Annotated in this window: 15 protein-coding genes and 1 pseudogene; 11 read left to right on the forward strand and 5 right to left on the reverse strand. The window is 71.8% G+C overall.

What is annotated here, in order from left to right; all coding sequences use genetic code 11:
* The 4 genes from ispH to BN12_RS05305 all read left to right on the forward strand — a co-directional run.
* Positions 1-1016: 4-hydroxy-3-methylbut-2-enyl diphosphate reductase (ispH, locus tag BN12_RS05290; RefSeq protein WP_157635672.1), on the forward strand; the 1016-nt coding region annotated here is incomplete at its 5' end.
* Positions 1013-2017 (forward strand): adenosyl-hopene transferase HpnH, encoded by a 1005-nt coding sequence (gene hpnH, locus BN12_RS05295; protein ID WP_048550678.1) that lies wholly within the window; start codon positions 1013-1015, stop codon positions 2015-2017. The genes ispH and hpnH, both read left to right, overlap by 4 nt.
* Positions 2018-2021: 4 nt before the next feature.
* Positions 2022-3815: a 1-deoxy-D-xylulose-5-phosphate synthase gene (locus BN12_RS05300; protein ID WP_048550680.1), complete on the forward strand. Its 1794-nt coding sequence runs from the start codon at positions 2022-2024 to the stop codon at positions 3813-3815.
* 13 nt (positions 3816-3828) lie between these two features.
* Positions 3829-5748, forward strand: coding sequence for a glycogen debranching N-terminal domain-containing protein (locus BN12_RS05305; RefSeq protein WP_048550682.1), 1920 nt, complete (start codon positions 3829-3831; stop codon positions 5746-5748).
* 5 nt (positions 5749-5753) lie between these two features.
* Here BN12_RS05305 and BN12_RS05310 read toward each other — a convergent pair whose 3' ends face one another.
* The gene (locus BN12_RS05310) at positions 5754-7058 is read right to left on the reverse strand and encodes an NAD(P)/FAD-dependent oxidoreductase (RefSeq protein ID WP_048550683.1); all 1305 of its coding nucleotides are present in this window, start codon (positions 7056-7058) and stop codon (positions 5754-5756) included.
* A 204-nt stretch (positions 7059-7262) separates the two neighbouring features.
* Between BN12_RS05310 and BN12_RS05315 the strand changes: the two genes are divergently transcribed.
* Positions 7263-9095, forward strand: a complete 1833-nt coding sequence (locus tag BN12_RS05315; RefSeq protein WP_048550684.1) for an alkyl/aryl-sulfatase — start codon at positions 7263-7265, stop codon at positions 9093-9095.
* Between the two features lie 58 nt (positions 9096-9153).
* Here the strand turns inward: BN12_RS05315 and BN12_RS05320 are convergent, their stop codons facing one another.
* On the reverse strand, positions 9154-10635 hold the full coding sequence (locus BN12_RS05320) for a class I adenylate-forming enzyme family protein (RefSeq protein WP_048550686.1): 1482 nt from the start codon (positions 10633-10635) through the stop codon (positions 9154-9156).
* A gap of 218 nt (positions 10636-10853) precedes the next feature.
* Here BN12_RS05320 and BN12_RS05325 point away from each other — a divergent pair, with 218 nt between their 5' ends.
* Genes BN12_RS05325 through BN12_RS05350 form a run of 6 tightly spaced genes read left to right on the forward strand, consistent with a single transcriptional unit; the run spans position 10854 to position 19854 of the window.
* Positions 10854-12788 (forward strand): hydantoinase/oxoprolinase family protein, encoded by a 1935-nt coding sequence (locus BN12_RS05325; protein ID WP_048550688.1) that lies wholly within the window; start codon positions 10854-10856, stop codon positions 12786-12788.
* On the forward strand, positions 12788-13189 hold the full coding sequence (locus tag BN12_RS05330; RefSeq protein WP_048550690.1) for an acetone carboxylase subunit gamma: 402 nt from the start codon (positions 12788-12790) through the stop codon (positions 13187-13189). The genes BN12_RS05325 and BN12_RS05330 overlap by 1 nt, the downstream gene beginning before the upstream one ends.
* A 25-nt stretch (positions 13190-13214) precedes the next feature.
* The gene (locus tag BN12_RS05335) at positions 13215-15353 is read left to right on the forward strand and encodes a hydantoinase/oxoprolinase family protein (protein ID WP_048550693.1); all 2139 of its coding nucleotides are present in this window, start codon (positions 13215-13217) and stop codon (positions 15351-15353) included.
* Positions 15354-15390: 37 nt separating this feature from the next.
* Positions 15391-17670 carry a hydantoinase B/oxoprolinase family protein gene (locus BN12_RS05340; protein WP_048550695.1) on the forward strand — a complete coding sequence of 760 codons (2280 nt, stop codon included), beginning with the start codon at positions 15391-15393 and terminating at the stop codon, positions 17668-17670.
* Positions 17670-18512: a hypothetical protein gene (locus BN12_RS05345; RefSeq protein WP_157635362.1), complete on the forward strand. Its 843-nt coding sequence runs from the start codon at positions 17670-17672 to the stop codon at positions 18510-18512. Before BN12_RS05340 ends, BN12_RS05345 begins: the two co-directional genes overlap by 1 nt.
* 40 nt (positions 18513-18552) lie before the next feature.
* Positions 18553-19854 carry a PucR family transcriptional regulator gene (locus BN12_RS05350; protein ID WP_048550697.1) on the forward strand — a complete coding sequence of 434 codons (1302 nt, stop codon included), beginning with the start codon at positions 18553-18555 and terminating at the stop codon, positions 19852-19854.
* Positions 19855-19964: 110 nt separating this feature from the next.
* On the opposite strand, the gene BN12_RS26015 is transcribed toward BN12_RS05350, so the two are convergent.
* The 3 genes and pseudogenes from BN12_RS26015 to BN12_RS05360 all read right to left on the reverse strand — a co-directional run bounded on the left by BN12_RS26015 (position 19965) and on the right by BN12_RS05360 (position 21580).
* Complete coding sequence (locus BN12_RS26015) at positions 19965-20165, reverse strand: hypothetical protein (RefSeq protein WP_048550698.1); 201 nt, start codon at positions 20163-20165, stop codon at positions 19965-19967.
* A gap of 357 nt (positions 20166-20522) precedes the next feature.
* Positions 20523-20699, reverse strand: a pseudogene (locus BN12_RS26020) (HNH endonuclease signature motif containing protein); the annotation flags it as partial.
* A gap of 98 nt (positions 20700-20797) precedes the next feature.
* Complete coding sequence (locus BN12_RS05360; RefSeq protein ID WP_048550699.1) at positions 20798-21580, reverse strand: hypothetical protein; 783 nt, start codon at positions 21578-21580, stop codon at positions 20798-20800.

A 21580-nucleotide genomic window follows, 5' to 3' on the forward strand; every position in this document is an offset into this window, starting at 1 on the left:
CCGCCGGCACGCCGGCCCGCGGGATCCGGGCGCTGACCGCCCTGCGCCGGGCCGCCCCGGTCGTCGACGCCTGGGCCGCCGCGGTGGGGGAACGGGAGATCCTCCTCGCCACCCCTCGCTCGTTCTGCGCCGGGGTCGAGCGGGCGATCGAGATCGTCGAGCGGGCTCTGGACCGCTTCGGGCCCCCCGTCTACGTGCGCCGGCAGATCGTCCACAACCGCCACGTCGTGGCCGGCCTCGAGCGCCGGGGCGCGGTGTTCGTCGAGGAGGCCGACGAGGTCCCCGAGGGCAGCGTCCTCGTCCTCGCCGCGCACGGGGTGGCGCCCGTCGTCCGGCAGCAGGCCGCCGATCGAGGACTGCGGGTCGTCGACGCGACCTGCCCCCTCGTCGCCAAGGTGCACCAGGAGGTCCGCCGGTTCGCCGCGGGCGACCGGGCCGTCCTCCTCATCGGGCATCACGACCACGAGGAGGTGGTCGGCACCCATGGCGAGGCGCCCGAGAACGTCATCGTCGTCGCGGACCCCGACGAGGCGGAGCGCGTGGAGGTCCCCGACCCCACCCGGGTCTCCTACGTCATGCAGACGACGCTGGCGGTCGACGAGGCCGCCGAGACCGCGGCCGTGCTGCGCCGGCGCTTCCCCCTGCTGTCCGCGCCGCACAGGGACGACATCTGCTACGCGACGACGAACCGGCAGCGGGCCGTGCGCGACATCGCCCGCGACAGCGACCTCGTCCTCGTCCTCGGGTCGCAGAACTCCTCCAACTCCCAGCGTCTCGCCGAGGTCGCCGAGGCCGCGGGTGCCACGGCCCACCTCGTCGACGACGCGACCGCCGTGGAGCTCTCCTGGCTCGCCGGCTCGCGACGCGTGGGGATCACCGCCGGGGCATCCGCTCCGCCGGCCCTCGTCGACGAGCTGGTGCAGAGTCTCGCGGGCCTCGGGCCCGTCAGCGTCCACGAACGCGGCGACCTCGTCGAGGACGTCGAGTTCACCCTGCCGAAAGAGGTGTCGAGATGAGCATGCCGCTGCGCCAGACCGTCCGGCTGGGGGCATACCTGATGAAGCAGAAGGTGTTGCGCCGCAAGAAGTTCCCGCTCCTGGTCGAGCTGGAGCCGCTGTTCGCCTGCAACCTCAAGTGCGCGGGCTGCGGGAAGATCCAGCAGCCGCATACCCTGCTCCGGCAACGGATGCCCGTGGAGCAGGCCGTCGCCGCGATCGAGGAGAGCGGCGCCCCCATGGTCTCCATCGCCGGCGGCGAGCCCTTGATGCACAAGGAGATCGACGAGATCGTCCGTCAGCTGCTCGCCCGCAGGAAGATCGTCTTCCTGTGCACCAACGCCCTGCTGCTGCCCAAGCACCTCCACAAGTTCACACCGCACAAGAACTTCGCCTGGATGGTCCACATCGACGGGCTGCGGGAGCGGCACGACGCCTCGGTCTGCAAGGACGGCGTCTTCGACCAGGCCGTCGCGGCGATCACGCAGGCCCAGGCGGCCGGGTTCCGGGTGATGACGAACACGACGTTCTTCGACACCGACACTCCCCAGGACGTCATCGACGTCCTGGACTACCTCAACGACGAGCTCCACGTCGACAACATGCAGATCTCCCCGGGCTTCGCCTACGAGAAGGCGCCCGACCAGGAGCACTGGCTCGGTCCCCAGCAGACGAGGGAGCTGTTCCGCAAGGCCTTCGCCGACGGGCGCCGCAAGCGGTGGCGTCTCAACCACTCGCCGCTGTTCCTCGACTTCCTCGAGGGCAAGGTGGACTTCGACTGCACCGCGTGGGCCATCCCGTCGTACTCGCTCAAGGGCTGGCAGCGGCCGTGCTACCTGCTCGACGACGGGTGGGTGCCCACCTACCGCGAGCTCATCGAGACGACCGACTGGGACGCCTACGGCCGCGGCCGCGACCCGCGCTGCGCGAACTGCATGGCGCACTGCGGCTATGAGCCGACCGCCGTCGTCGCGACGATGGGATCGCTCCGGGAGTCCATCCGCGCGGCCGTGGGGGCGTGAGCCGATGACAGCGATCGGTGCCCCGACCGAGCTGGAACCGCTCATCCCGACCGACCTGCTGGCGAGCGTCCGGTCCCCCGACGACCTTCGGCGCGTCCCGCCGGCGGCCTTGCCCGAGCTCGCCGCGCAGATCCGCGCCGAGCTCGTCCGGCAGGTCAGCACGACCGGTGGCCACCTCGGGCCCAACCTCGGCGTCGTCGAGCTGACCATCGCCCTCCACCGCGTGTTCAGGTCGCCGCACGACGTGATCGTCTGGGACACCGGGCACCAGGCCTATGTCCACAAGATGCTCACCGGCCGCCTCGACGCCCTCGGGACGCTGCGCTCCGCGGGAGGACTGTCCGGCTACCCCAGCCGAGCCGAGAGCGCGCACGACGTCGTGGAGAACTCCCACGCGTCGACCTCGCTCGCCTATGCCGACGGGCTGGCCAAGGCGTTCGGCCTGACCGGCCGGTGCGACCGGCGGGTCGTCGCCGTCGTCGGGGACGGAGCACTCACCGGCGGCATGTGCTGGGAGGCGCTGAACAACCTCGGCGCCGCGCCGCATCGACCGGTCGTCGTCGTCCTCAACGACAACGGCCGCTCCTACGGGCCCACCGCGGGCCAGGTGGCCGTCCACCTGCGTGGCCTCCGCGAGGGCACCGCGGCCGGGAACCTGTTCGAGGACCTCGGCTTCGCCTACGTCGGGCCGGTGGAGGGCCACGACAGCGCCGCCCTCGAGCGGGCCGCCGCAGCGCTGCACCACCCCGTCGTCGTCCACGCCGTCACCCGCAAAGGTGCGGGCCATCCGCCGGCCGAGGCCGACGAGGCGGACCGCCAGCACACCGTGTCGGGGACGTCCGCCCGGTCCCCGCGGCGGGGTGGCGCGGACTGGACGGAGGTCTTCGGCGACGAGCTGGCCCGGCTCGGCCACGAGCGGGCGGACATCGTCGCCGTCACCGCCGCGATGCTCCGGCCGACGGGGCTGCTCCGCTTCGCCCGGCACTTCCCCGACCGCGTCTTCGACGTCGGCATCGCCGAGCAGCACGCCGTCGCATCGGCCGCCGGCCTCGCCACCGGGGGCCTGCACCCGGTCGTCGCGATCTACTCGACCTTCCTCAACCGCGCCTTCGACCAGGTGCTCATGGATGCCGCTCTCCACCGGTCCGCGATCACCTTCGTCCTCGACCGGGCCGGCATCACAGGTCCGGACGGACCCTCCCACCACGGCATGTGGGACGTGTCCCTCTTCGGACTCGTCCCGGGCGCCCGGGTGGCCGCCCCGAGGGACACCGCACAGCTCCGCGCGCTGCTGCGCGCCTGCGTCGCCTACGGAGGGCCGAGCGTGCTGCGCTTCCCCCGTGGGACGAGCAGCGCCGTCCTCCCGGCGCGGGCCCGGTGGGGCGAGGCCGAGGTCCTCGCCGGTGGTGGCGCGGAGGCGGAGGTCCTCGTCGTCCCCGTCGGCCCCCTCGCCGGGGCGGCCGTGGAGGCGGCCGACCGGCTCGCCGGACACGGTCTCGCCGTCACCATCGTCGACCCGCGCTGGGTGCACCCGATCGACCTCGACCTCGTGGCCGCGGCGGCGCGCCACCGACTCGTCGTCACCGTCGAGGACAACGCCCCCTCGGGCGCCTTCGGGGAGACGCTCGCCCGTGCCCTGCGCGAGCACTGCGGGTCGTCGACCCCGCAGCTGCGCACGCTGGCCCTGCCACCGGGGCGCTTCGTGGCGGCGGGAACCCGCGAGGAGCTCCTGTCCTCCTTCGGCCTCGACGCCGACGGCATCGTGCGCGCCGTGCTCGACGCGTCGGCGCGGCGGTGACGAGGATGTCGCCATGCCGCAACCTGACCAGCCGCTCCTCCATGACCTCGTGACCCTCTGCGCGGCACCCACACAGGCGCTGTCGGACCCGGCGGGAGGGATGGCGCCGCGCCGCGACGGGATGGCCACCGCCCAGGGACTGTTCCACGCCGACGTCCGGGTGCTCAGCGGGTGGCGGCTGGAGGTCGCCGGGCGGCTGCCCGCGCACCTGGCAACCGAGCTGGTCAGCGAGCGTGAGGCGCGGTTCGTGTCGATGGCCCCCGGCGTCCCGGGCGGCACGGTGGACCGCTTCCTGCGCCTCGACGTCGTCCGCGGGGTGGCTCCCGGTGCGCTCGAGGAGCGGCTCCACCTCCACTCCGATCTCGCCACGGAGACCACCGTCCCGCTCCGGCTCGAGCTGGCCTGCGACCTCGCCCCGATGGAGCTGATCAAGATGGGGCGCGACGCGGAGCCGACCCGCTTCACGATCCACGACGGGGCGGTCGCCTTCGGGACGAGCGAGGTCGCCGCCCGGGCGGCCGCGCCCGGCGCGCAGGTCGCCGCCGAGGAGGACGGCACCCGACTCGTCCTCACCTGGCCGGTCACCATCGGCCCGGGGAAGTCGGTCGAGGTCGGCTGGCGGATCGACGTCGAGGACTCCGCCGCGATCATCGTGGCCGCCTCGGGTTCCGGGCTGTCCGTCGAGGCGGTCGTCGGGTCCCTCACCGGCATCCCGACGGTCGACGTGCGGCTGCGCCCGTGGCTGCGGCGGTCGCTCGAGGACCTCGACGGGCTCCGGGTCGCGACGCGCCGACAGCCCGACGACGCCTTCTTCGCGGCGGGCGCCCCGTGGTACTTCACGCTCTTCGGGCGGGACAGCCTGTGGACCTCGCGGCTGCTGCTCGGGGTCGACGTCGATCAGGCGGGCGGCACGCTGCGGGCCCTCGCCGGATTGGCCGGGACGGCGGTCGACGTCACGACGGCCGAGGAGCCCGGCAAGATCCCCCACGAGCTCCGTCGCGGAACCTACGCGTTCGGCGGCACGTCGCTGCCGCCCCTCTACTACGGCACCGTCGACGCGACGCCACTGTGGATCTGCCTCCTCCACGACGCCTGGCGGGCCGGCCTCCCCGAGGAGCAGGTCCGCGCCCTCCTCCCGACGCTCGAGCACGCGCTGGGCTGGCTGACCCGTTGGGGAGACGCCGACGGCGACGGTTTCCTCGAGTACCTCGACGCGAGCGGCCACGGGCTGGCCAACCAGGGCTGGAAGGACTCCCGCGACTCGGTCCGGTTCGCCGACGGGCGCATCGCCGAGGGACCCGTCGCCCTCTGCGAGGTCCAGGGGTATGCCTACGAGGCGGCCGTCGGAGGAGCCGCCCTCCTCGACGCCTTCGGGCTCGAGGGTGCCGACCGCTACCGGTCGTGGGCTGCGGACCTCGCGACGCGGTTCCGCTCCCGGTTCTGGTGCGGACGCGGCGCGGACCGCTACCCCGCGATGGCCCTCGACGGTGCGAAGCGGCGGGTCGACGCGGTGACGAGCAACATCGGCCACCTCCTCGGGACGGGCCTGCTGAACACCGAGGAGGAAGCCCTCGTCGCGCGCCGCCTGACGGCCGCCGACCTGGACTCCGGGCTCGGGCTGCGGACGATGTCGAGCGAGGCGGTCGCATACAGCCCGTTGAGCTACCACTGCGGCTCGGTGTGGCCCCACGACACCGCCATCGCGATCGCCGGTCTCGAGAGGTGCGGACACGGCCGCCTCGCCGCGGGCCTCGTCGAGGGACTGCTCCGTGCCGCGCAGGCGTTCGACGCGCGGCTGCCGGAGCTGTGGTCGGGCGAGGGCAGGCCGGTGCCCTATCCGGCCGCCTGCCGGCCCCAGGCGTGGTCGGCGGCGGCCGCCGTCACCGCTGCCGAGTGGCTGGGCCGCCACCGCAGCACGACGGAGCCGGCGTAGCGGAGTCAGCCCATGACGGTGCCGGAGGACTCGGTGTTGACGGGGCGGCGGCGGGAGAAGGTGGCGAGATCGAGGTCGTGCCCGGTGTGGGGGCACGTGTAGTGCACGGGGTCGGCGTCGTGGTCGTGGCCGTTCTCGACGGCGTCGATGAGGGTGTCCATGGGGGAGCCGATGATGGGGGCGTTCTTGAACTGGTTGCCGCTGGTGCCGATCGCGACGTAGAAGCCGGGCAGGGCGGTCCTGTCGTAGATGGGGGTCCAGTCGTCGGCGACGTCGTAGACGCCGGCGATGCCCTTGGGCCGGTTGGGGACGCTGAGGTCGGGGAAGCGCCGGGCGGCGCGGGTGACCTGCGCCTCGAAGCGTTCGAGGGTGGGGTTGGGGTTCGCGGCGTCGGGGTCGTCGATCCACTCCAGGGGGTCGCAGTCGGGTTCGGTGCCGCCGACGAGGAGGTGGCCGCCGGTCTCCGGGCGCATATAGGTGCCGAGATCCATGTCGGCGAACGAGGGGACGCCGTGGGGGCTGGCCAGGAGTGGTGCCGGAGCGGGGACGTGGTGGACCTCCTGGCGCAGGGGGGCGACGGAGATGGTGAAGTCGCGGCCGGCGCCGGCCATCGCGTTGACGGTGCGTGACCAGGGCCCCGCCGCGTTGAGGACGACGGGTGCCTCGACGGGCTCCTCACCAGCGAGGTCGACGCGCCACACGCTGCCTGCCCGAGTGATGGCGGTGACCTGCCGGCGGTATGCGAACCGGGCGCCGCGGTGCGTCGCGGCCGCGGCGAGGTTGGCGGCGGCCAGGCGGGGGTCGTCGACGTAGCCGGCGTCGGGCATGAACACGGCGCCGAGCCGGCCGGGCGCGTCGTCGAAGAACTCCTCGGAGTCCACGCGCTTGGGCGGGTAGTAGGCACCGGTGTCGATGCCGGGGACCCGGGCGGCGAGGGTGGCGGTGTCCCAGGTCTCGTAGGGGACGCCGGCGCGGTCGAACAGGGCGATGAGCCTCTCCCGGGGGGCGATGGGCACGTCGAGGAAGACCATTCCGGAGCGGTGGAAGCGCGCCAGCCCCGCAGGGTCGCGGTAGCCGAGGTGCTCCTCCCAGGCCTCCCAGCGGAACTTGGACTCCCAGGAGGCGGCCACGCCCTCCCACGTGGAGTAGTTGAACCGGACGACCGCGCTGGAGGCGCTCGTGGAGCCCATCCCCGCCCCGCCGGCCTTGTCGAGGACCAGGACGTCCAGCCCCCGCCGGGCCAGCTCCAGGGCCGTCGACGCGCCGACCACGCCGGCACCGATGATCAGGACATCCGCGGTCGCCACCATGACACTCCATCCCTTGGTCCGAGGTATGCCCTCATCCTCCCGTCCTCGCCGGGGACGGCAGGGACCGGTACCGGGTCGCCGCCGCATGGCACGAAACGCCAGGGAGCGTGGCGGGTTGGGGAATCATCTTGACGGGGTGAGGCGCACGGAATCCTCGCCGTGCGACCTTCGACGCGAACCGATGACCTATGCGAGGAGCGCAGGATGGCGGACACGATCTACCCCTTCGACGACACCCAGGACTTCGAGGACGCCGAGCGAGGTCACATCGCCTCGCTGACGCCAGGAGTCATCAGAAATGCCGCGGGTGACGTGGTGTGGGACAACGACTCCTACGACTTCATCACCGGTGACGCGCCTGAGACCGTTCATCCGAGTCTGTGGCGGCAGTCGCAGCTCGTCGCGAAGCAGGGCCTCTTCGAGGTGACCGACGGGATCTACCAGGTGCGCGGGTTCGACCTGTCGAACATCTCCTTCGTGGAGGGCGACACCGGGGTCATCGTCATCGACCCGCTCATCTCCACCGAGACGGCGGAGGCCGCCCTCGAGCTCTACCGCGAGCACCGGGGCGACCGCCCGGTCGTCGCCGTCATCTACACCCACTGCCACGTCGACCACTTCGGCGGCGTCAAGGGCGTGACGACCCAGGAGGAGGTCGACGACGGCAGGGTGCAGATCATCGCGCCGGTGGGCTTCCTCGAGCCGGCCATCGCGGAGAACCTCTACACCGGCACGGCGATGGCCCGCCGCGCCGGCTACATGTACGGCGCGGCGCTGCCGCGCAACGCCGCCGGGGGTCTCGGGGCGGGGCTCGGCCAGACGACGTCCACCGGCACGGTCACCCTCATCACACCGACGGTGGAGATCACGCACACGGGCCAGGAGCTGACCGTCGACGGAGTCCGGATGGTCTTCCAGCTCGCCCCGGGCACCGAGGCGCCGGCCGAGATGCACTTCCACTTCCCGGACTGCCGGGCCCTGTGCATGGCCGAGAATGCGACGCATACGCTCCACAACATCCTCACCATCCGAGGGGCCGTCGTCCGCGACCCGCACACGTGGTCCCACTACCTCGGGGAGGCGCTGGAGCTGTTCGGCGCCGACTCCGACGTCGTCTTCACCTCCCACCACTGGCCGACCTGGGGCAACGACCGGGTCGTCGAGTTCATCGCGACGCACCGCGACCTCTACGCCTACCTCCACGACCAGACCCTGCGGATGCTCAATGCCGGGTACACCGGCCCGGAGATCGCCGAGCAGCTCCAGATGCCGCCCTCGCTCGACCGGGCGTGGAGCACGCACGGCTACTACGGGTCGGTGAGCCACAACGTCAAGGCGATCTACCAGCGCTACCTGGGCTGGTACGACGGCAACCCCGCGCGGTTGTGGCAGCACCCGCCGCAGGAGGCGGCCACGCGCTACGTCGAGTTCATGGGCGGCGCCGACGCGGTCGTGGAGAAGGCCCGTGCCAGCTTCGAGGCCGGAGACCTGCGCTGGGCGGCCCAGGTGCTCGACCACGTCGTCTTCGCGGACCCCACCCACGAAGCCGCACGGGCGCTGCTCGCCGACACGCTCGAGGCGCTCGGGTTCGGGAGCGAGAACGGCACGTGGCGCAGCGCGTTCCTCTCCGGCGCGATGGAGCTGCGCAGCGGGAGCTTCGGGTCCCCGACCGTCAGCGCCTCACCGGACATCATCGGTCAGCTGTCTCCGCAGATGTTCCTCGACGCCGTGGCGATCCAGGTCGACGGGCCCCGCGCGTGGGACCTCGACATCGCCCTGCGCTGGGTGTTCCCCGACCACGACGTCACGCTGCGGACCTCGCTGCGCAACGGCGCGCTGACCTACGGCTCGGACACGCCGGGAGACGTCGCGGCGACCATCACGGTCCCCCGGAGGGCCCTCGCGCTCCTCGCGGGCGGCGACGTCGCAGGAGCCCAGGGCGCCGGTCTCGTCGTCGACGGGGACCCCGGCGTCCTCCAGCAGATCTTCGCGGTCCTGCAGGCACCCGACCCCGGCTTCAACATCATCGAGCCCTGACCGACGTCGTCGGATCCTGGCAGCGGCGCCCTCCGGGGCGCCGAGGGCGCCGCGGCCGTCACGCCCTCGACCGCTGCCGGAGGAATCCCTTGACGATCTTGCCGACCGAGTTCTTCGGCAGGCTCGGGAGGACCTGGACCTCGACGGGGCGCTTGTACTTCGCGAGGACCCGCTCGCAGAGCTCGGACACCTCGGCCGGGTCGATGGTCATCCCGGGGCGCGGGGCGACGAAGGCCACCGGCACCTCGCCCATGACGGGGTCCGGGCGGCCGACGACGGCCGTCTCGAGGACGGCCGGGTGCCGGTAGATGACGTCCTCGATCTCCTTGGGGTAGATGTTCTCCCCGCCGCGGATGATCATGTCCTTGAGCCGGTCGACGAGGACGAGGTAGCCGTCCTCGTCGAGGCGGCCGACGTCGCCCGTGTGCAGCCACCCGTCGCGGACGACCGTCGCGGTGACCTCGGGCTTGCCGAGGTAGCCGCGCATGACGTTGGCGCCGCGGATGACGACCTCGCCGGAGGCTCCCGGTGGCAGGAGCTCGCCGTCGAGGCCCATGATCGCCACCTCCTGGCCCGGCAGTGCTCGCCCCACCGTGCCGGGCTTGCGCGGGCCGGCCACCGGGTTGAGGGTCGCTGCGACGGAGCACTCGGACAGGCCGTACCCCTCGACGACGGGGAAGCCGAAGCGCCTCTCGATCGTGCCGATGAGCTCGGGCGGCATCGGGGCGGCGCCGCAGATCGCGAACCGCAGGCTCGTGGTGTCGACGGCGCGGTCGGTCTTCGCGTCGAGGAGCGCGTAGATCGTGGGGACGGCGGAGAAGAAGGTCGGCCGGGTCGTCTCGATGATCTCCCAGAAGGAGTCGACGGCGAACCGGGGAGCCACGACGACGGCGCCCCTGGCCCTCAGGGTGGCGAGGACGCTGACGACGAGCCCGTTGACGTGGAACAGGGGCAGGACGAGCAGGCTCGTGTCGTCCTCGGTGAGGCTCAGCTCGGTGATGAGGGCGTCGCTCATCGCCGTGAGGTTGGCGTGGTCGAGGAGCACGCCCTTGGGGCGGCCGGTCGTCCCGCTCGTGTAGATGATGAGGGCGAAGTCGTCGAGCGCCGGTCCCGGCCCGGGCGTCCCGGCCGGTGAGTCTCCGGAGGGCAGCACCTCCGACCGGTCGACGTGGTGGATGTCGAGGGCGGATGCCAGGGCGCCGCCGCGGTCCTCGGCGACGAGGACCCGGCTCGCGGAGTCCTCGAGCTGATAGGTCACCTCGTCGTCGGTGAGGGCGGGGTTCACCGGCGTCGTCGCCGCGCCGAGGCTCCACGCCGCGAACATCGTGACGACGAGCTCGACACAGTTGGGCAGCATGACGGCCACGGTGTCGCCGCTCGACACACCGAACCCGGACAGCCGGGCGGCGCACGCGACGACCGCGGAGTGGAACCGCTCGTTCGTCAGGGCGTGCTCCGCGTCCCTGATGCAGGCACGGTGCGGATCGGTCGACGCACGCTGCTGCGTGAGGTCGGCGATGGCCAAGGGCGTCTGGTTCACGCGTCCGAGGCTACGAACGCCTCGGCCGGATGGCTTCGTGCCTCGGTGACAAGTTCCCACGACAACTTCGTCGTCGGAGAACGATGAGCCGGCGCCCCGAGACGACGAGGGTTCAGGGCATCGCGGAGCAGCGACCTCCCGACCCTCACGTGACGATCCAGGGTCCGGCGGTGGCGGCCCGCACGCCCGGCCGGTCCAGCACAGGAGCTCCAGGATTCATGAGCAGACTCATCACCATCGACAACGGCGGCACGCTGACCGACGTCTGTGTCATCGACGGCCAGCAGGTCGCATACACCAAGACCCTCACGACGCCGCACGACCTGAGCCGTTGCCTCTTCGACGGACTCGAACGCGTCTCCCACGAGGTCGGTGACGCGCGCTCCCTCCCGGCGCTGCTCCGGACGACCGACTACATCCGCTACTCCACGACCCAGGGGACCAACGCCCTCGTCCAACGGGTGGGCCCGAGGCTCGGCCTCCTCGTCGACGACCCGCGCATCCTGGAGGACCTGGCGCGGGAGGAGGAGACGGCCGACCTGTACGCCGCCCTCGTCGGGTCGCGCAGCGCGGTCCTCGACCTCGGTGTCGACGACGAGACGCTCGAGGGCGAGCTCGTCACGGTATGCAACAGGCTCGCCGCGGAGGGCGCGAGCCGGTTCGTCATCTCGGTCGGCGGCCCGGACGGCGCGGTCGCCGAGCGGCGGATCCGGGACCTGCTGCTGGCCATCTTCCCTCGCCAGCTGCTCGGCGCGGTGCCGCTCCTGTTCAGCAACGAGCTCATCGGGGGCGACGACGACGTCCGGCGGACGTGGTCGAGCCTGCTCAACGCCTTCCTCCACCCGGCGATGGAGCGGTTCCTCTTCAACGCGGAGAGCCGGCTCCGCGAGCACCGCACGCGGAACCCGCTGCTCGTCTTCCGCAACGACGGCGCCTCGTCGCGGGTCGCGAAGTCGGCGGCCATCAAGACCTACAGCTCCGGCCCGCGCGGCGGCGTGGAGGGCACGCGGGCCCTCGCGCGGCACTACGGGCTCGACGAGGTCCTCATGGTCGACGTCGGCGGCACGACGACCGACCTCGCCATGGTCCGCGACGGAGCCGTCGACATCGACTGGTTCGGCACGGTCGCCGGCGTGACGACGTCCCTGCCGCTCGCCCGCATCACGAGCCACGGCATCGGTGGCAGCTCGGTGTTCCATGTGACCGACGGCGTCCTCGGCGTCGGGCCCCGGAGCGTCGGCGCCGCCCCCGGACCCGCGTGCTTCGGGCTCGGTGGCACGCAGGCCACGATCACCGACGTCCTGCTCCTCACCGGGGTCCTCGACAGCAGCACCTACCTCGGGGGAACCTTCCGGCTCGACGTCGACCGGAGCGCGGCAGCCGTCCGGGCGACGATCGCCGATCCGCTCGGGATCGACCTGCCCGAGGCCCTCACCCGGATGCAGGACACGTATGCCGCCCGGATGGCCGAGGTCCTGCGCACCGAGGCCGGGCCGGCGACGACGATCGCCGCGTTCGGCGGAGCGGGGCCGATGAGCATCTGCGCGGCGGCCCGCCGGGCGGGCGTGCCGAACGTCGTCATCCCGCGATCCGCCGCGGTGTTCAGCGCGTTCGGGATCGGGTTCTCCGACATCGGCCAGACCTATCGCACGGCGGCGGGGGACCGGCCCGACGACGCGGCGGTGACGGCCGCGATCGAGGAGCTGCTCGCCCACGCCGAGCGGGACATGTTCGCCGAGAACATCGCGATCGCCGACTGCGAGCTCACCTGGGCGGTCGTCGACGCCGCCGGTGCGACGACGCCGCTCGGGGGCCGGGACGACGCGGCGAGGGCCCTGAAGGCGGGCGGCCGGGTCCAGCTGCAGGTGGTGGCGGTCCTGCCGCACCCGAGGCTCGAGGACCCCGTGGCGATCTCGCATACCGCCTTCGAGTCGTCGGGAACTCGGGCCGTCGCGGACGCCACGGGGACCCGGAGCGAGGTCCCGGTCGTCGACCTCGCCCGCCAGGAGCACGGTGCGGAGGGCCATGGGCCGCTGGTCGTCGAAGGCCCCTTCTTCACGATGTTCGTGCCGGACGGCTGGACCGTCGCCGTGAGCGGCTCCGGCGACCTCCTGCTCACCGACATCCCCGGCTCCTCGAAGGAGAACGACTGATGCGCATCCCCATGACCGAGTACCTCGACATCGACCTCGACACCGAGATGTGGCGGTGCCGCCGCTGCGACGCGGACATCGCTCCGGCTCGGGACGACTACAAGACGGGGACGCTCGTCTACGACCGCGACCCCACCGAGATCCACCGTCCCCTCATCGACGCCGACCGGTACGAGTTCACCTTCGCCCCCGACCCGAGCTGGTGCCGGATCCTCGAGTTCTCCTGCCCCGGCTGCGGAACCATGCTCGAGACCGAGTACCTCCCGCCGGGCCACCCACCGACGCACGACCTCGAGATCGACGTCGACGCCCTCCGCGCCCAGTGGTCGGGCTGGCAGGGCCCCGTCCCGCTGACCCTCGGCCGCGACGTGCAGGTCACCGACCACCTCCATACCCACTGACCCGCCTGCGCAGAAAGGCAGCCCCATGAAGCGGATCTCGGTCGACATCGGCGGCACGTTCACCGACTGCCTCGTCGCCTGGGACGGCACCTACGTCCAGGCCAAGGCTCTGACCACCCACCACAACCTCTCCAGCGGCTTCAACGAGGCCCTCGACCACGCGTGCTCCACGCTGCAGCTCGACCGCAAGACCGTCCTCTCGGGCGTCGACTCGGTCCGGTATGCGACGACGCTCGGGACGAATGCGCTCATCGAACGCAAGGGCCCGGCCGTCGGCGCCCTCGTGACCGCCGGGTTCGACGCCACGATCCCGCTGTCCCGGGGACGGGGCTACGGAGAGGGGCTCGACGAGCTCGGCCGCAACGACCTGTCGAGCGGCACCCGCCCCGACCCCATCGTCCCGCAACGCCTCATCCGGTCGGTGCGCGAGCGGGTCGACTACGCAGGGAACGTCGTCCTCGACCTCGACGAGGACGACGTGCGCCGCGCCCTGCGGGGCCTTGTCGACGCGGGTGCCCAGGCCGTCGTCGTCTCCTTCACCAACGCCGTGGAGAACCCCGTCCACGAGCGGCGGGTCCAGCAGATCTTCCTCGAGGAGTACCCGGCCCATCAGCTCGGGTCGATCCCCATGCTGTTGTCGCACCAGATGTCGGGGCGCAAGGGGGAGTACGTCCGGACGACGTCGACGATCATCGCGGCATACCTCCACTCGACGATGTACTTCGCGCTGTCCGATCTCGAGCAGAACCTCCGCGAACACGGTTACACGAGGCCGATGCTCGTCAACCACAACTCCGGCGGGATGGCGCAGCTGAACTCGACGGACGCCCTCCAGACGATCCACAGCGGCCCGGTCGCCGGTATCGCGGCGAGCGAGCACCTCGGCCAGCAGACCGGCATCGGCAACGTCGTGGCGACCGACATGGGCGGCACGAGCTTCGACATCGGCCTCGTCCCCGGGGACGGGGTGAAGCACTACGACTTCATGCCCGTCATCGACCGCTGGCTCGTCACCGTCCCGATGGTGCACCTCGTGACCCTCGGGGCCGGTGGCGGCTCCATCGCCCGGTACGACACGCTCCACAAGTCCATCGCCGTAGGACCGGAGAGCGCCGGATCGTCGCCCGGGCCGGCCTGCTACGACCGCGGCGGATCGCGCCCCACCGTGACCGACGCCGACGTCGTCCTCGGCTACATCGACCCCGTGGGGTATGCCGGGGGCAACATCCCGCTCAACGTCAAGCGCGCCCGGTTCGCCCTCGACGAGGAGTTCGGCGACCACCTCGACCTGGAGATCGAGGAGATCGCCGCGCTCATCACGTCCGAGGTCGACGAGCAGATGGCCAGCGGCATGGCCAAGGAGCTGCGCCTGCGGGGTTACCAGCCGCAGGAGTTCACCATGCTCGCGTACGGCGGGAACGGTCCGCTCCACGCCTGCGGCATCGCCGGACACCTCGGCATCGACAGGGTCCTCGTGCCGCCCTACAGCTCGGTCTTCTCCGCGCTCGGCGCGGGGAACACCTCCCAGCTGCACATCCACGAGCGGACCGTGCCGATCACCCTCTTCGACGCGACGACCCGGGTGCTGTTCACCGACTTCGACGCCTTCAACGGGGTCGTCGAGGAGCTGGAGGAGAAGGGACGCAACGATCTCGTCCGGCAGGGCCTGGACCGCGACGCGATCCAGCACCGGCTCGAGCTCGACATGCGCTACGGCAACCAGCTGGTCACGATGGCGGTCACCTCCGACATCTCGCGGATGACGAGCATCGGCGACTGCCTCCACCTCGCCGAGCTGTTCGCGGGCGACTACGCGAGACGCTACGGGGCCGGATCCCAGTCCCCCGAGGCCGGGATCCGGGTCACCACCGTCCGCGTCGCGTCGTACGTCCCGACCGAGACGATCACCTTCGACGCACGGCGGCCCAGCGGCGAGCTCGTGTCTCCGGCGCCGGTCGGCACACGGACCTGCCGGTTCCCCGGTGTGGAGGGCCCCGTCGAGGTCTCCGTCTACGACGAGGCGGCGCTGCAGCCGTCGGCCGTCCTCCACGGCCCCGCGGTCGTCACCGTCCCGACGACGACCTACCTCGTCCAGCCGGGCTGGCGGCTCGAGGTCGGCGGCCACGGCGCCATCTGGTTCCTTCGCGACGACGCCGCGTCGTGATCATCCATCCAGTCCGTCCTTCCGTTTGGAGCTACCGATGACCACCGTGTACGAGACGTCCGCCGCGGACCAGGCCCGCGTCGACCGCTTCCTCGCCGAGGCGACCATGTTCCTCGGGCCCGACCCGGAGATCATGCGCGACCACAAGTCGGCGCCCCGGACCCCCGCCGAGGAGGAGCTCATGGCGCGGGAGTGGGACGCCAACGAGCTGGACCGCGTCCGCAAGCGCATCGTCTCCGGCCTCGACGAGGCATACGAGATGATGGCCCAGACCGGCGCCGCCCCGGGGGCCAAGTGGGGCGACCTGACGAGTGCCGTCTACTCCGCCGGCGGTGACCTGGTGCACATCAGCACCGGTGGCGTCCTCGCCTTCGCCTCCGTCCTGCACTACCCCGTGCGCTTCATCAACAAGTACTGGATCGGCGACCCGAGCGTCGGGGTGCACGACGGTGACGCGTTCATCCACAACGACGCCCGCTACGGCAACATCCACAACACCGACCAGTCGATCATCCTCCCGGTCTTCTACGAGGACGAGCTCATCGCCTGGGTCGCCACCGTCGTCCACGAGGGCGAGAACGGCGCCAAGGAGCCCGGCGGTATGCCGTCCTCGTCGGAGTCCGCCTTCGACGACGGGCTCCGGATGAGCCCGTTCAAGATCATCGAGAAGGGGGAGCTGCGCCGCGACCTGCTCACCTTCCTCCAGAACTCGGTCCGCGAGCCGGCGCTGCAGTACCAGGACCTCAAGGTGAAGTACTACGCGGCCCAGCGCATCAAGGAGCGGGTCGTCGGCCTGATCGACGAGGTCGGCCGCGACGCCTTTCTCGTCTCGCTCCGCAGGTCCCTCGAGGACGTCGAGGCCGAGGCGCGCCGCCGGATCTCGGCGATCCCCGACGGCACGTACCGGGTGAACTACTTCGGCGACGGCACCCTGCGCGAGAACGTGATGCTGAAGTACCCCTGCGCCATCACGATCCGCGGCGACGACATGACGATCGACTGGCGCGGCAGCGCTCCCCAGTTCCTCAACCGGGCGTTCAACGCCAATCTCGGCTCGGCCAAGTGCGGCATGAACCAGGGGATCCTCGGCTTCCTGTGGCCGGACCTCCCCCGCGGCATCAGCATCATGAACTCGATCGAGGTGCTCACCCACCCCGGCAGCTGCGTCGACCCCAGCGACGAGGCACCGGTCGGCCAGTCGTTGCAGAGCATCTTCAAGACCTTCGGGATCGTCCAGGCGCTCTTCCCGAAGATGACGTTCAGCTGCCCGGAGAAGTTCGGCTCGATCATCGCCCCCTGGTTCAACCAGATCAACACCTTCCTCTTCGGCGGCGTCAACCAGCACGGGCAGTTCCTCGGCAACGTGTGCGCGGACCTCAACGGCATGGGCGGTGGGGCGCGTGCCTACCGCGACGGCGAGCCCGCGATGGCGCCCTTCTTCGCCGCGATGGCCGATCTCGGCGAGCAGGAGATCATCGAGGAGGACGTCCCCTTCCTCCAGCTGATCTCCAAGAGGATCAAGCGGGACAACCAGGCGTTCGGCAAGTATCGCGGCGGCATGGGCTACGAGATCGCGGTCGCCGCGAAGGGCACCCCCATGTGGGGCTTCGCGACGGTGTCGAGCGGCTCCAAGTTCCCCGCCGTCCCGGGCCTGTTCGGTGGCTACGGCTGCCCGACGATCCCCTTGGCGAAGATCAAGGGCACCAACGTGTTCGAGACCCTCCGCGAACGACCGGAGTTGTTCGAGTTCGACTACGAGCGGCTCATGAACGAGCGACCCTTCCCCGACGCCCACTACTCCACCCACCACCTCGGCATGGGCTTCGAGCTCGCGGCCGAAGGCGAGATGTACATGATCTGCCAGGGGTCCGGCGGCGGCTACGGCGACGTGCTGGAGCGTGATCCTGCCGCCGTCGTCGCCGACGTCGAGGCCGGCTACCTCTCGGTCGGGCAGGCCGAGAACGTCTACCGGGTCGTGTTCGACAGCGAGACCCTCGCCGTCGACGAGGAGGCCACGGCTGCCGCCCGCGCCGACGAGCGTGAGGCCCGGCGGCGACGGAGTCGTCCCTACGCCGAGTTCGTCGCGGACTGGGTCACCGACGAGCCGCCCGCGAACGTGCCGTACTACGGGTCGTGGGGACCCGACAACGAGAGGATCTGGGCCACCGTCTGGGGCGCCAAGGGCCCGGTGCGGCTCGCCGCGCCGATGGCGGAGCTGCCACCGCTCCTGCTTCCCGACCCGCGGGAGATCGAGGTCCTCACGCTCCGTGCCGAGCTCGAGGCGGCGCGGGCGCAGCTCCAGGGCGGGGGCGAATGATGACGAGCGCACCCCGGGAGCCATCGCCCATCCCCTCCCGCCCGGGACGGCCCGGACCGGTCCTCGTCGACGGCGACGGCTTCACCCGGAGGGTCCTCCTCTCCGGCGAGGCCGTCCCGTGGTCGGACACCGGCGCCCTCGGCGGCTACTTCTCCCGGTGCGTCGGGCTGCTCCAGCCCGACGCGGTGCTCGTCGACGTGGCCACCGCGTGGACGCCGGGACCCGACCGCACCGACCTGCTCGACGCCATGCACCGGCAGACCCGCCGCGGCCGAGCGCTGCGCACGCTCCTCGGGGACGGAGCGAGCACCCTGCGGGTCGCGGAGGTGCTCCGGGCCGTCGCGGCGGCGACCCGGCTGCCCGTCGTCGCGGTCATCCCCTCGCCCGGTCGCTGGGCGGCCCTCGCCAACGGGCTCGCCGGCGTCGGCGACCTGCCCGTGGACGACGACACGGTCGACGCGGCGGCGATGTACGTCGCCGGCGCCCTGGGCACGCTCGCGGACGTCGAGATCGCCGCGATCCTCATCGACGAGGGCGACGCGGGGGCCGACGACCTGCCCGACCCCGACGCATACACCCCCGTCGCCAACGCCGCGGGACACGTCGGGAGGAGCGTGTGGGTCCGGACGGACAACGCGCCGGCCTGGGCCTCCGGCGACGTGCCATCGGTCGGCTGCTGGATCGGTGCGGCCCCGCCGACCGGGACCGAGGGACGACCCTGGGGCCTCGTCGGTCCGCTCGGCCCGGTCCCGGGCGGCAGCACCGGCGCGCCCCGGATCGTCGCCGTGCCCGAGGACTCCGATCCTGACGTCGTGGCCGCCGCCGTACGATCCTGGGAGTAGGTCCGTCATCCACGGACCGGGCAGCGGGAGCACAGTGTCCATGAGCATGCCGTCGCCCGAGCTCGACGCAGACGCCCGGGCGCATGTCGTCGCCGTCGCAGCCGCCCTCAACGACCGGCTCGTCGACGTCACCCTCGACATGAGGGCTGTCCTCGCCACCCGGATCGGCGAGCTCGACGGCGACGACCGTCTCCTCGACCTGCTCGGCGCGAGCATCGAGGGCAATGTCGACAACATCCTCCACTCCCTTCGGCACGGCATCCCCGTCGACCGGATCGAGCCGCCGTCCGCCGCCTTCGAGTACGCGCGCCGCCTCGCCCAGCGCGACGTCCCGGTCAACGCGCTCGTCCGCGCTTACCGGCTGGGTCAGCAGAACCTCGTCCAGGCCGCGTATGCCGAGTCCCTCCGGCACGCGTGCGACGAGAGCACCCGGGCGAGGGCATACGACCACATCGTCAACGTCACCTTCGACTACATCGACTGGATCTCCCAGCGGGTCGTCGTCGTGTACGAGAGCGAGCGCGAACGCTGGCTGGCCGACCGCAACACGATGCGCGTGGCGCGGGTGGAGGAGCTCGTCGCGAGCGACGACCTCGACGACGTCGACGCAGCGGAGGCCGCCATCGGCTACCGCCTGCGCGTCCGCCACCTCGGCGCGGTCGTCTGGGTCGACGAGACGGGGGCGCCACGCGACCAGATCCACCGCTTCACCGCGGTGCTCAACGCCATCGCCGAGCGCCTGGGCGCCCCCGCCCCCCTCGTCATCCCGCGGGACCGCGCGAGCGCGTGGTTCTGGATCGCCGTCGGGGCCGACTATCGCTTCGACCCGGAGCCGATCGTCGACGTGCTCAAGGCCGATCTCCCACCTCAGGCGATGATGGCCTTCGGGCGACCCGCCTCTGGTCCGGACGGCTTCCGGCGCAGCCACCTCGAGGCGATCGACGCCCAACGCGTCTGCGTCGTCGGCGACCGGCATCGGGCCGTCACCTGCTACGGGGAACCGGGCCTGGACGTCGTCGCCCTGCTCTCGACCCAGCCGGAGGCGACCCGGCGCTGGGTGCAGACCACTCTCGGGTCCCTCGCGACGGACGACGAGAACCATGAGCGACTCCGTGAGACGCTGCGGCTGTTCCTGCGCCACGACGGCAGCTACACCGCGACCGCCGGGGCGATGCTCATGCACAAGAACTCGGTGAGGTACCGCATCTCGAGCGCGGAGAAGGCCATCGGCTCTCCCATCGCGGACAACCGGCAGTCCGTGGAGCTGGCGCTCGCCGCCTGCCACTGGCTCGGCGCCCGCGTGCTGACCACCGCCCCCGTCCGGCCCGGAACGCCTCGCTGAGGCGCGAGGCGGACGATCGCCGCCCGCGCGCATCGTCGTCGGCCGGTGGCCGCGTCGCCCGTTCGGATGTGGTGACGGAGTCGACCTGCCTGACGAGGTCACCCCGGTGCTCAAGCGGTGAGGTGGTGGTCCGGAACGCCGTGGTCGACCATCCAGCGGAGCCAGGCGGCGGTGTCGTCGGGGTCGGGGTGCTCCAGCTCTTCCGGGGTGCAGAGGCGTGCTCCGGTGGGAAGGGCGAGGCCTTCCTCGTTCCAGCGATCGGCGTCGCGTCCGTCCCAGGGGTCGGCATCGTGCTGGTCCTCGTGGTTCACGTCGCGCGGGCGTTCCTCGTCCGGGCCGGGCTGGTCCCCGGGATCGTCTCGCTCGCTCCCAGCCGAAGGGTTCTCGTGCTGCGGAGCGGGGAGGTTGGTCGGTGGCTCGTCTGGACGCCAGGCCCAACCGAGGATGGGCGGGGCGGTCGAGTGGTAGGTGTGGCCGGCCGGGGTGGTGGTTCTCGTCGTGTGCGGGTTCCCCGAGGGTGACCCTGCTGCGTGGTCGCTCGCTGGCTGATGATCGCCTGGTCGGTCGTCGCCTGGTCGGTCGTGGCCTGCGCGGTGGAATGCGTGGCTCGTCGAAGCCGGAGGGGCCGTGACGCGGGCATACCAGCCGGGCTCCTCCTTGACCAGGTTGCAGCGTTGACACAGGCCCCCGGCGTTGGCAGCGGAGGTGGCGCCGCCGGCGGCGTGCGGCGTGACGTGATCGACGTGCCGGATGGGCGCGCCGCAGTAAGGCGTCCGGCATACATCGTCGCGTAGGAGCAACAACCTGCGGAGCTGGCCGGTGAAGACGCGGCGGCGGGAGCCCATGGCGACCAGGTCCCGTCCATCGGGGCTGGTGAACAGACGCCGGAGCCAGACTCCGGCAGCCTGCGTCGCCGCGTCGGGGGCGTGGCCGATGCTTCGGATCACGGGGGACTGTCGATGGCAGGAGTCATCAGGCTCGTCACGGAGACCTCGGACTGAAGGCTGCCTCTGCCCTGAGCCATCGGGCTCGTCGACGGTGTCGTCACCGTCCACGCTCGTCGACCCCGGTCCTGCGGTTCCTCGTCACGCTCGCCCTGCCGCCTGCCGCGATCGCCGTCGCCGTCGCCCGTGCGGCCGGAGGCGCCCGGGTCGGTGCGAGCTGCTGCGCGGAGATCCTCGCAATGGGCGAGGCTCTCGGTGTTGTTCTCGTCGTCGCGGAGAGCGGCGCGGCGTGAGGCCGGGTCATTCGTGGTCGGGCCGACGCGGCGGGGTGCACGGCTCGAGCCTGAGTCGTCGTCGGCCGCCTCCTCGTCGCCGGTGTGGGCATGGACGAGGCCGCGGGCCATGGGCGCGGGAATGGTGCCGTGGCCGGGGATCCGGGTCGGAGTGTCGGCCTCGGGGCCGCCGAACAGGACGTCTGGGGGCATGACCAGGTTGACCTCGACGGGCTGCGCCTGGCCCAGATCCAGCCCTGTCAGCCACCGCAGCGCGGCGTCGGCCATGATCTGGGCGCGTCCGCGGCCGTCGGGTTGCTCGACGCGTCCGAATGCGTCGACGGCACCGGGACCGCCGGTCAGCACGGCCCGCGCGTGCCGCTCGAGGGTGGCGTAGGCGCCGACGACCTGGGTCAGGGGACCGAGGATCGTCAGATAGGCCATCCCGTCCGGAGCGGGGCGGGTCGACACCCGGCGGGAGCCGACCGCGCGGCGGATCCGGCGGGCCAT

Origin of the sequence: Nostocoides japonicum T1-X7 (genome assembly GCF_001046855.1) — a bacterium.
In the GTDB taxonomy this organism is placed as follows: domain Bacteria; phylum Actinomycetota; class Actinomycetes; order Actinomycetales; family Dermatophilaceae; genus Nostocoides; species Nostocoides japonicum.

Coding starts and splice junctions, on each gene's coding strand:
- hpnH (WP_048550678.1), top strand. CDS start 1,013: ATGAGCATGCCGCTGCGCCAGACCGTCCGGCTGGGGGCATACCTGATG.
- BN12_RS05300 (WP_048550680.1), top strand. CDS start 2,022: ATGACAGCGATCGGTGCCCCGACCGAGCTGGAACCGCTCATCCCGACC.
- BN12_RS05305 (WP_048550682.1), top strand. CDS start 3,829: ATGCCGCAACCTGACCAGCCGCTCCTCCATGACCTCGTGACCCTCTGC.
- BN12_RS05310 (WP_048550683.1), bottom strand. CDS start 7,058: ATGGTGGCGACCGCGGATGTCCTGATCATCGGTGCCGGCGTGGTCGGC.
- BN12_RS05315 (WP_048550684.1), top strand. CDS start 7,263: ATGGCGGACACGATCTACCCCTTCGACGACACCCAGGACTTCGAGGAC.
- BN12_RS05325 (WP_048550688.1), top strand. CDS start 10,854: ATGAGCAGACTCATCACCATCGACAACGGCGGCACGCTGACCGACGTC.
- BN12_RS05330 (WP_048550690.1), top strand. CDS start 12,788: ATGCGCATCCCCATGACCGAGTACCTCGACATCGACCTCGACACCGAG.
- BN12_RS05335 (WP_048550693.1), top strand. CDS start 13,215: ATGAAGCGGATCTCGGTCGACATCGGCGGCACGTTCACCGACTGCCTC.
- BN12_RS05340 (WP_048550695.1), top strand. CDS start 15,391: ATGACCACCGTGTACGAGACGTCCGCCGCGGACCAGGCCCGCGTCGAC.
- BN12_RS05345 (WP_157635362.1), top strand. CDS start 17,670: ATGACGAGCGCACCCCGGGAGCCATCGCCCATCCCCTCCCGCCCGGGA.
- BN12_RS05350 (WP_048550697.1), top strand. CDS start 18,553: ATGAGCATGCCGTCGCCCGAGCTCGACGCAGACGCCCGGGCGCATGTC.
- BN12_RS05360 (WP_048550699.1), bottom strand. CDS start 21,580: ATGGCCCGCCGGATCCGCCGCGCGGTCGGCTCCCGCCGGGTGTCGACC.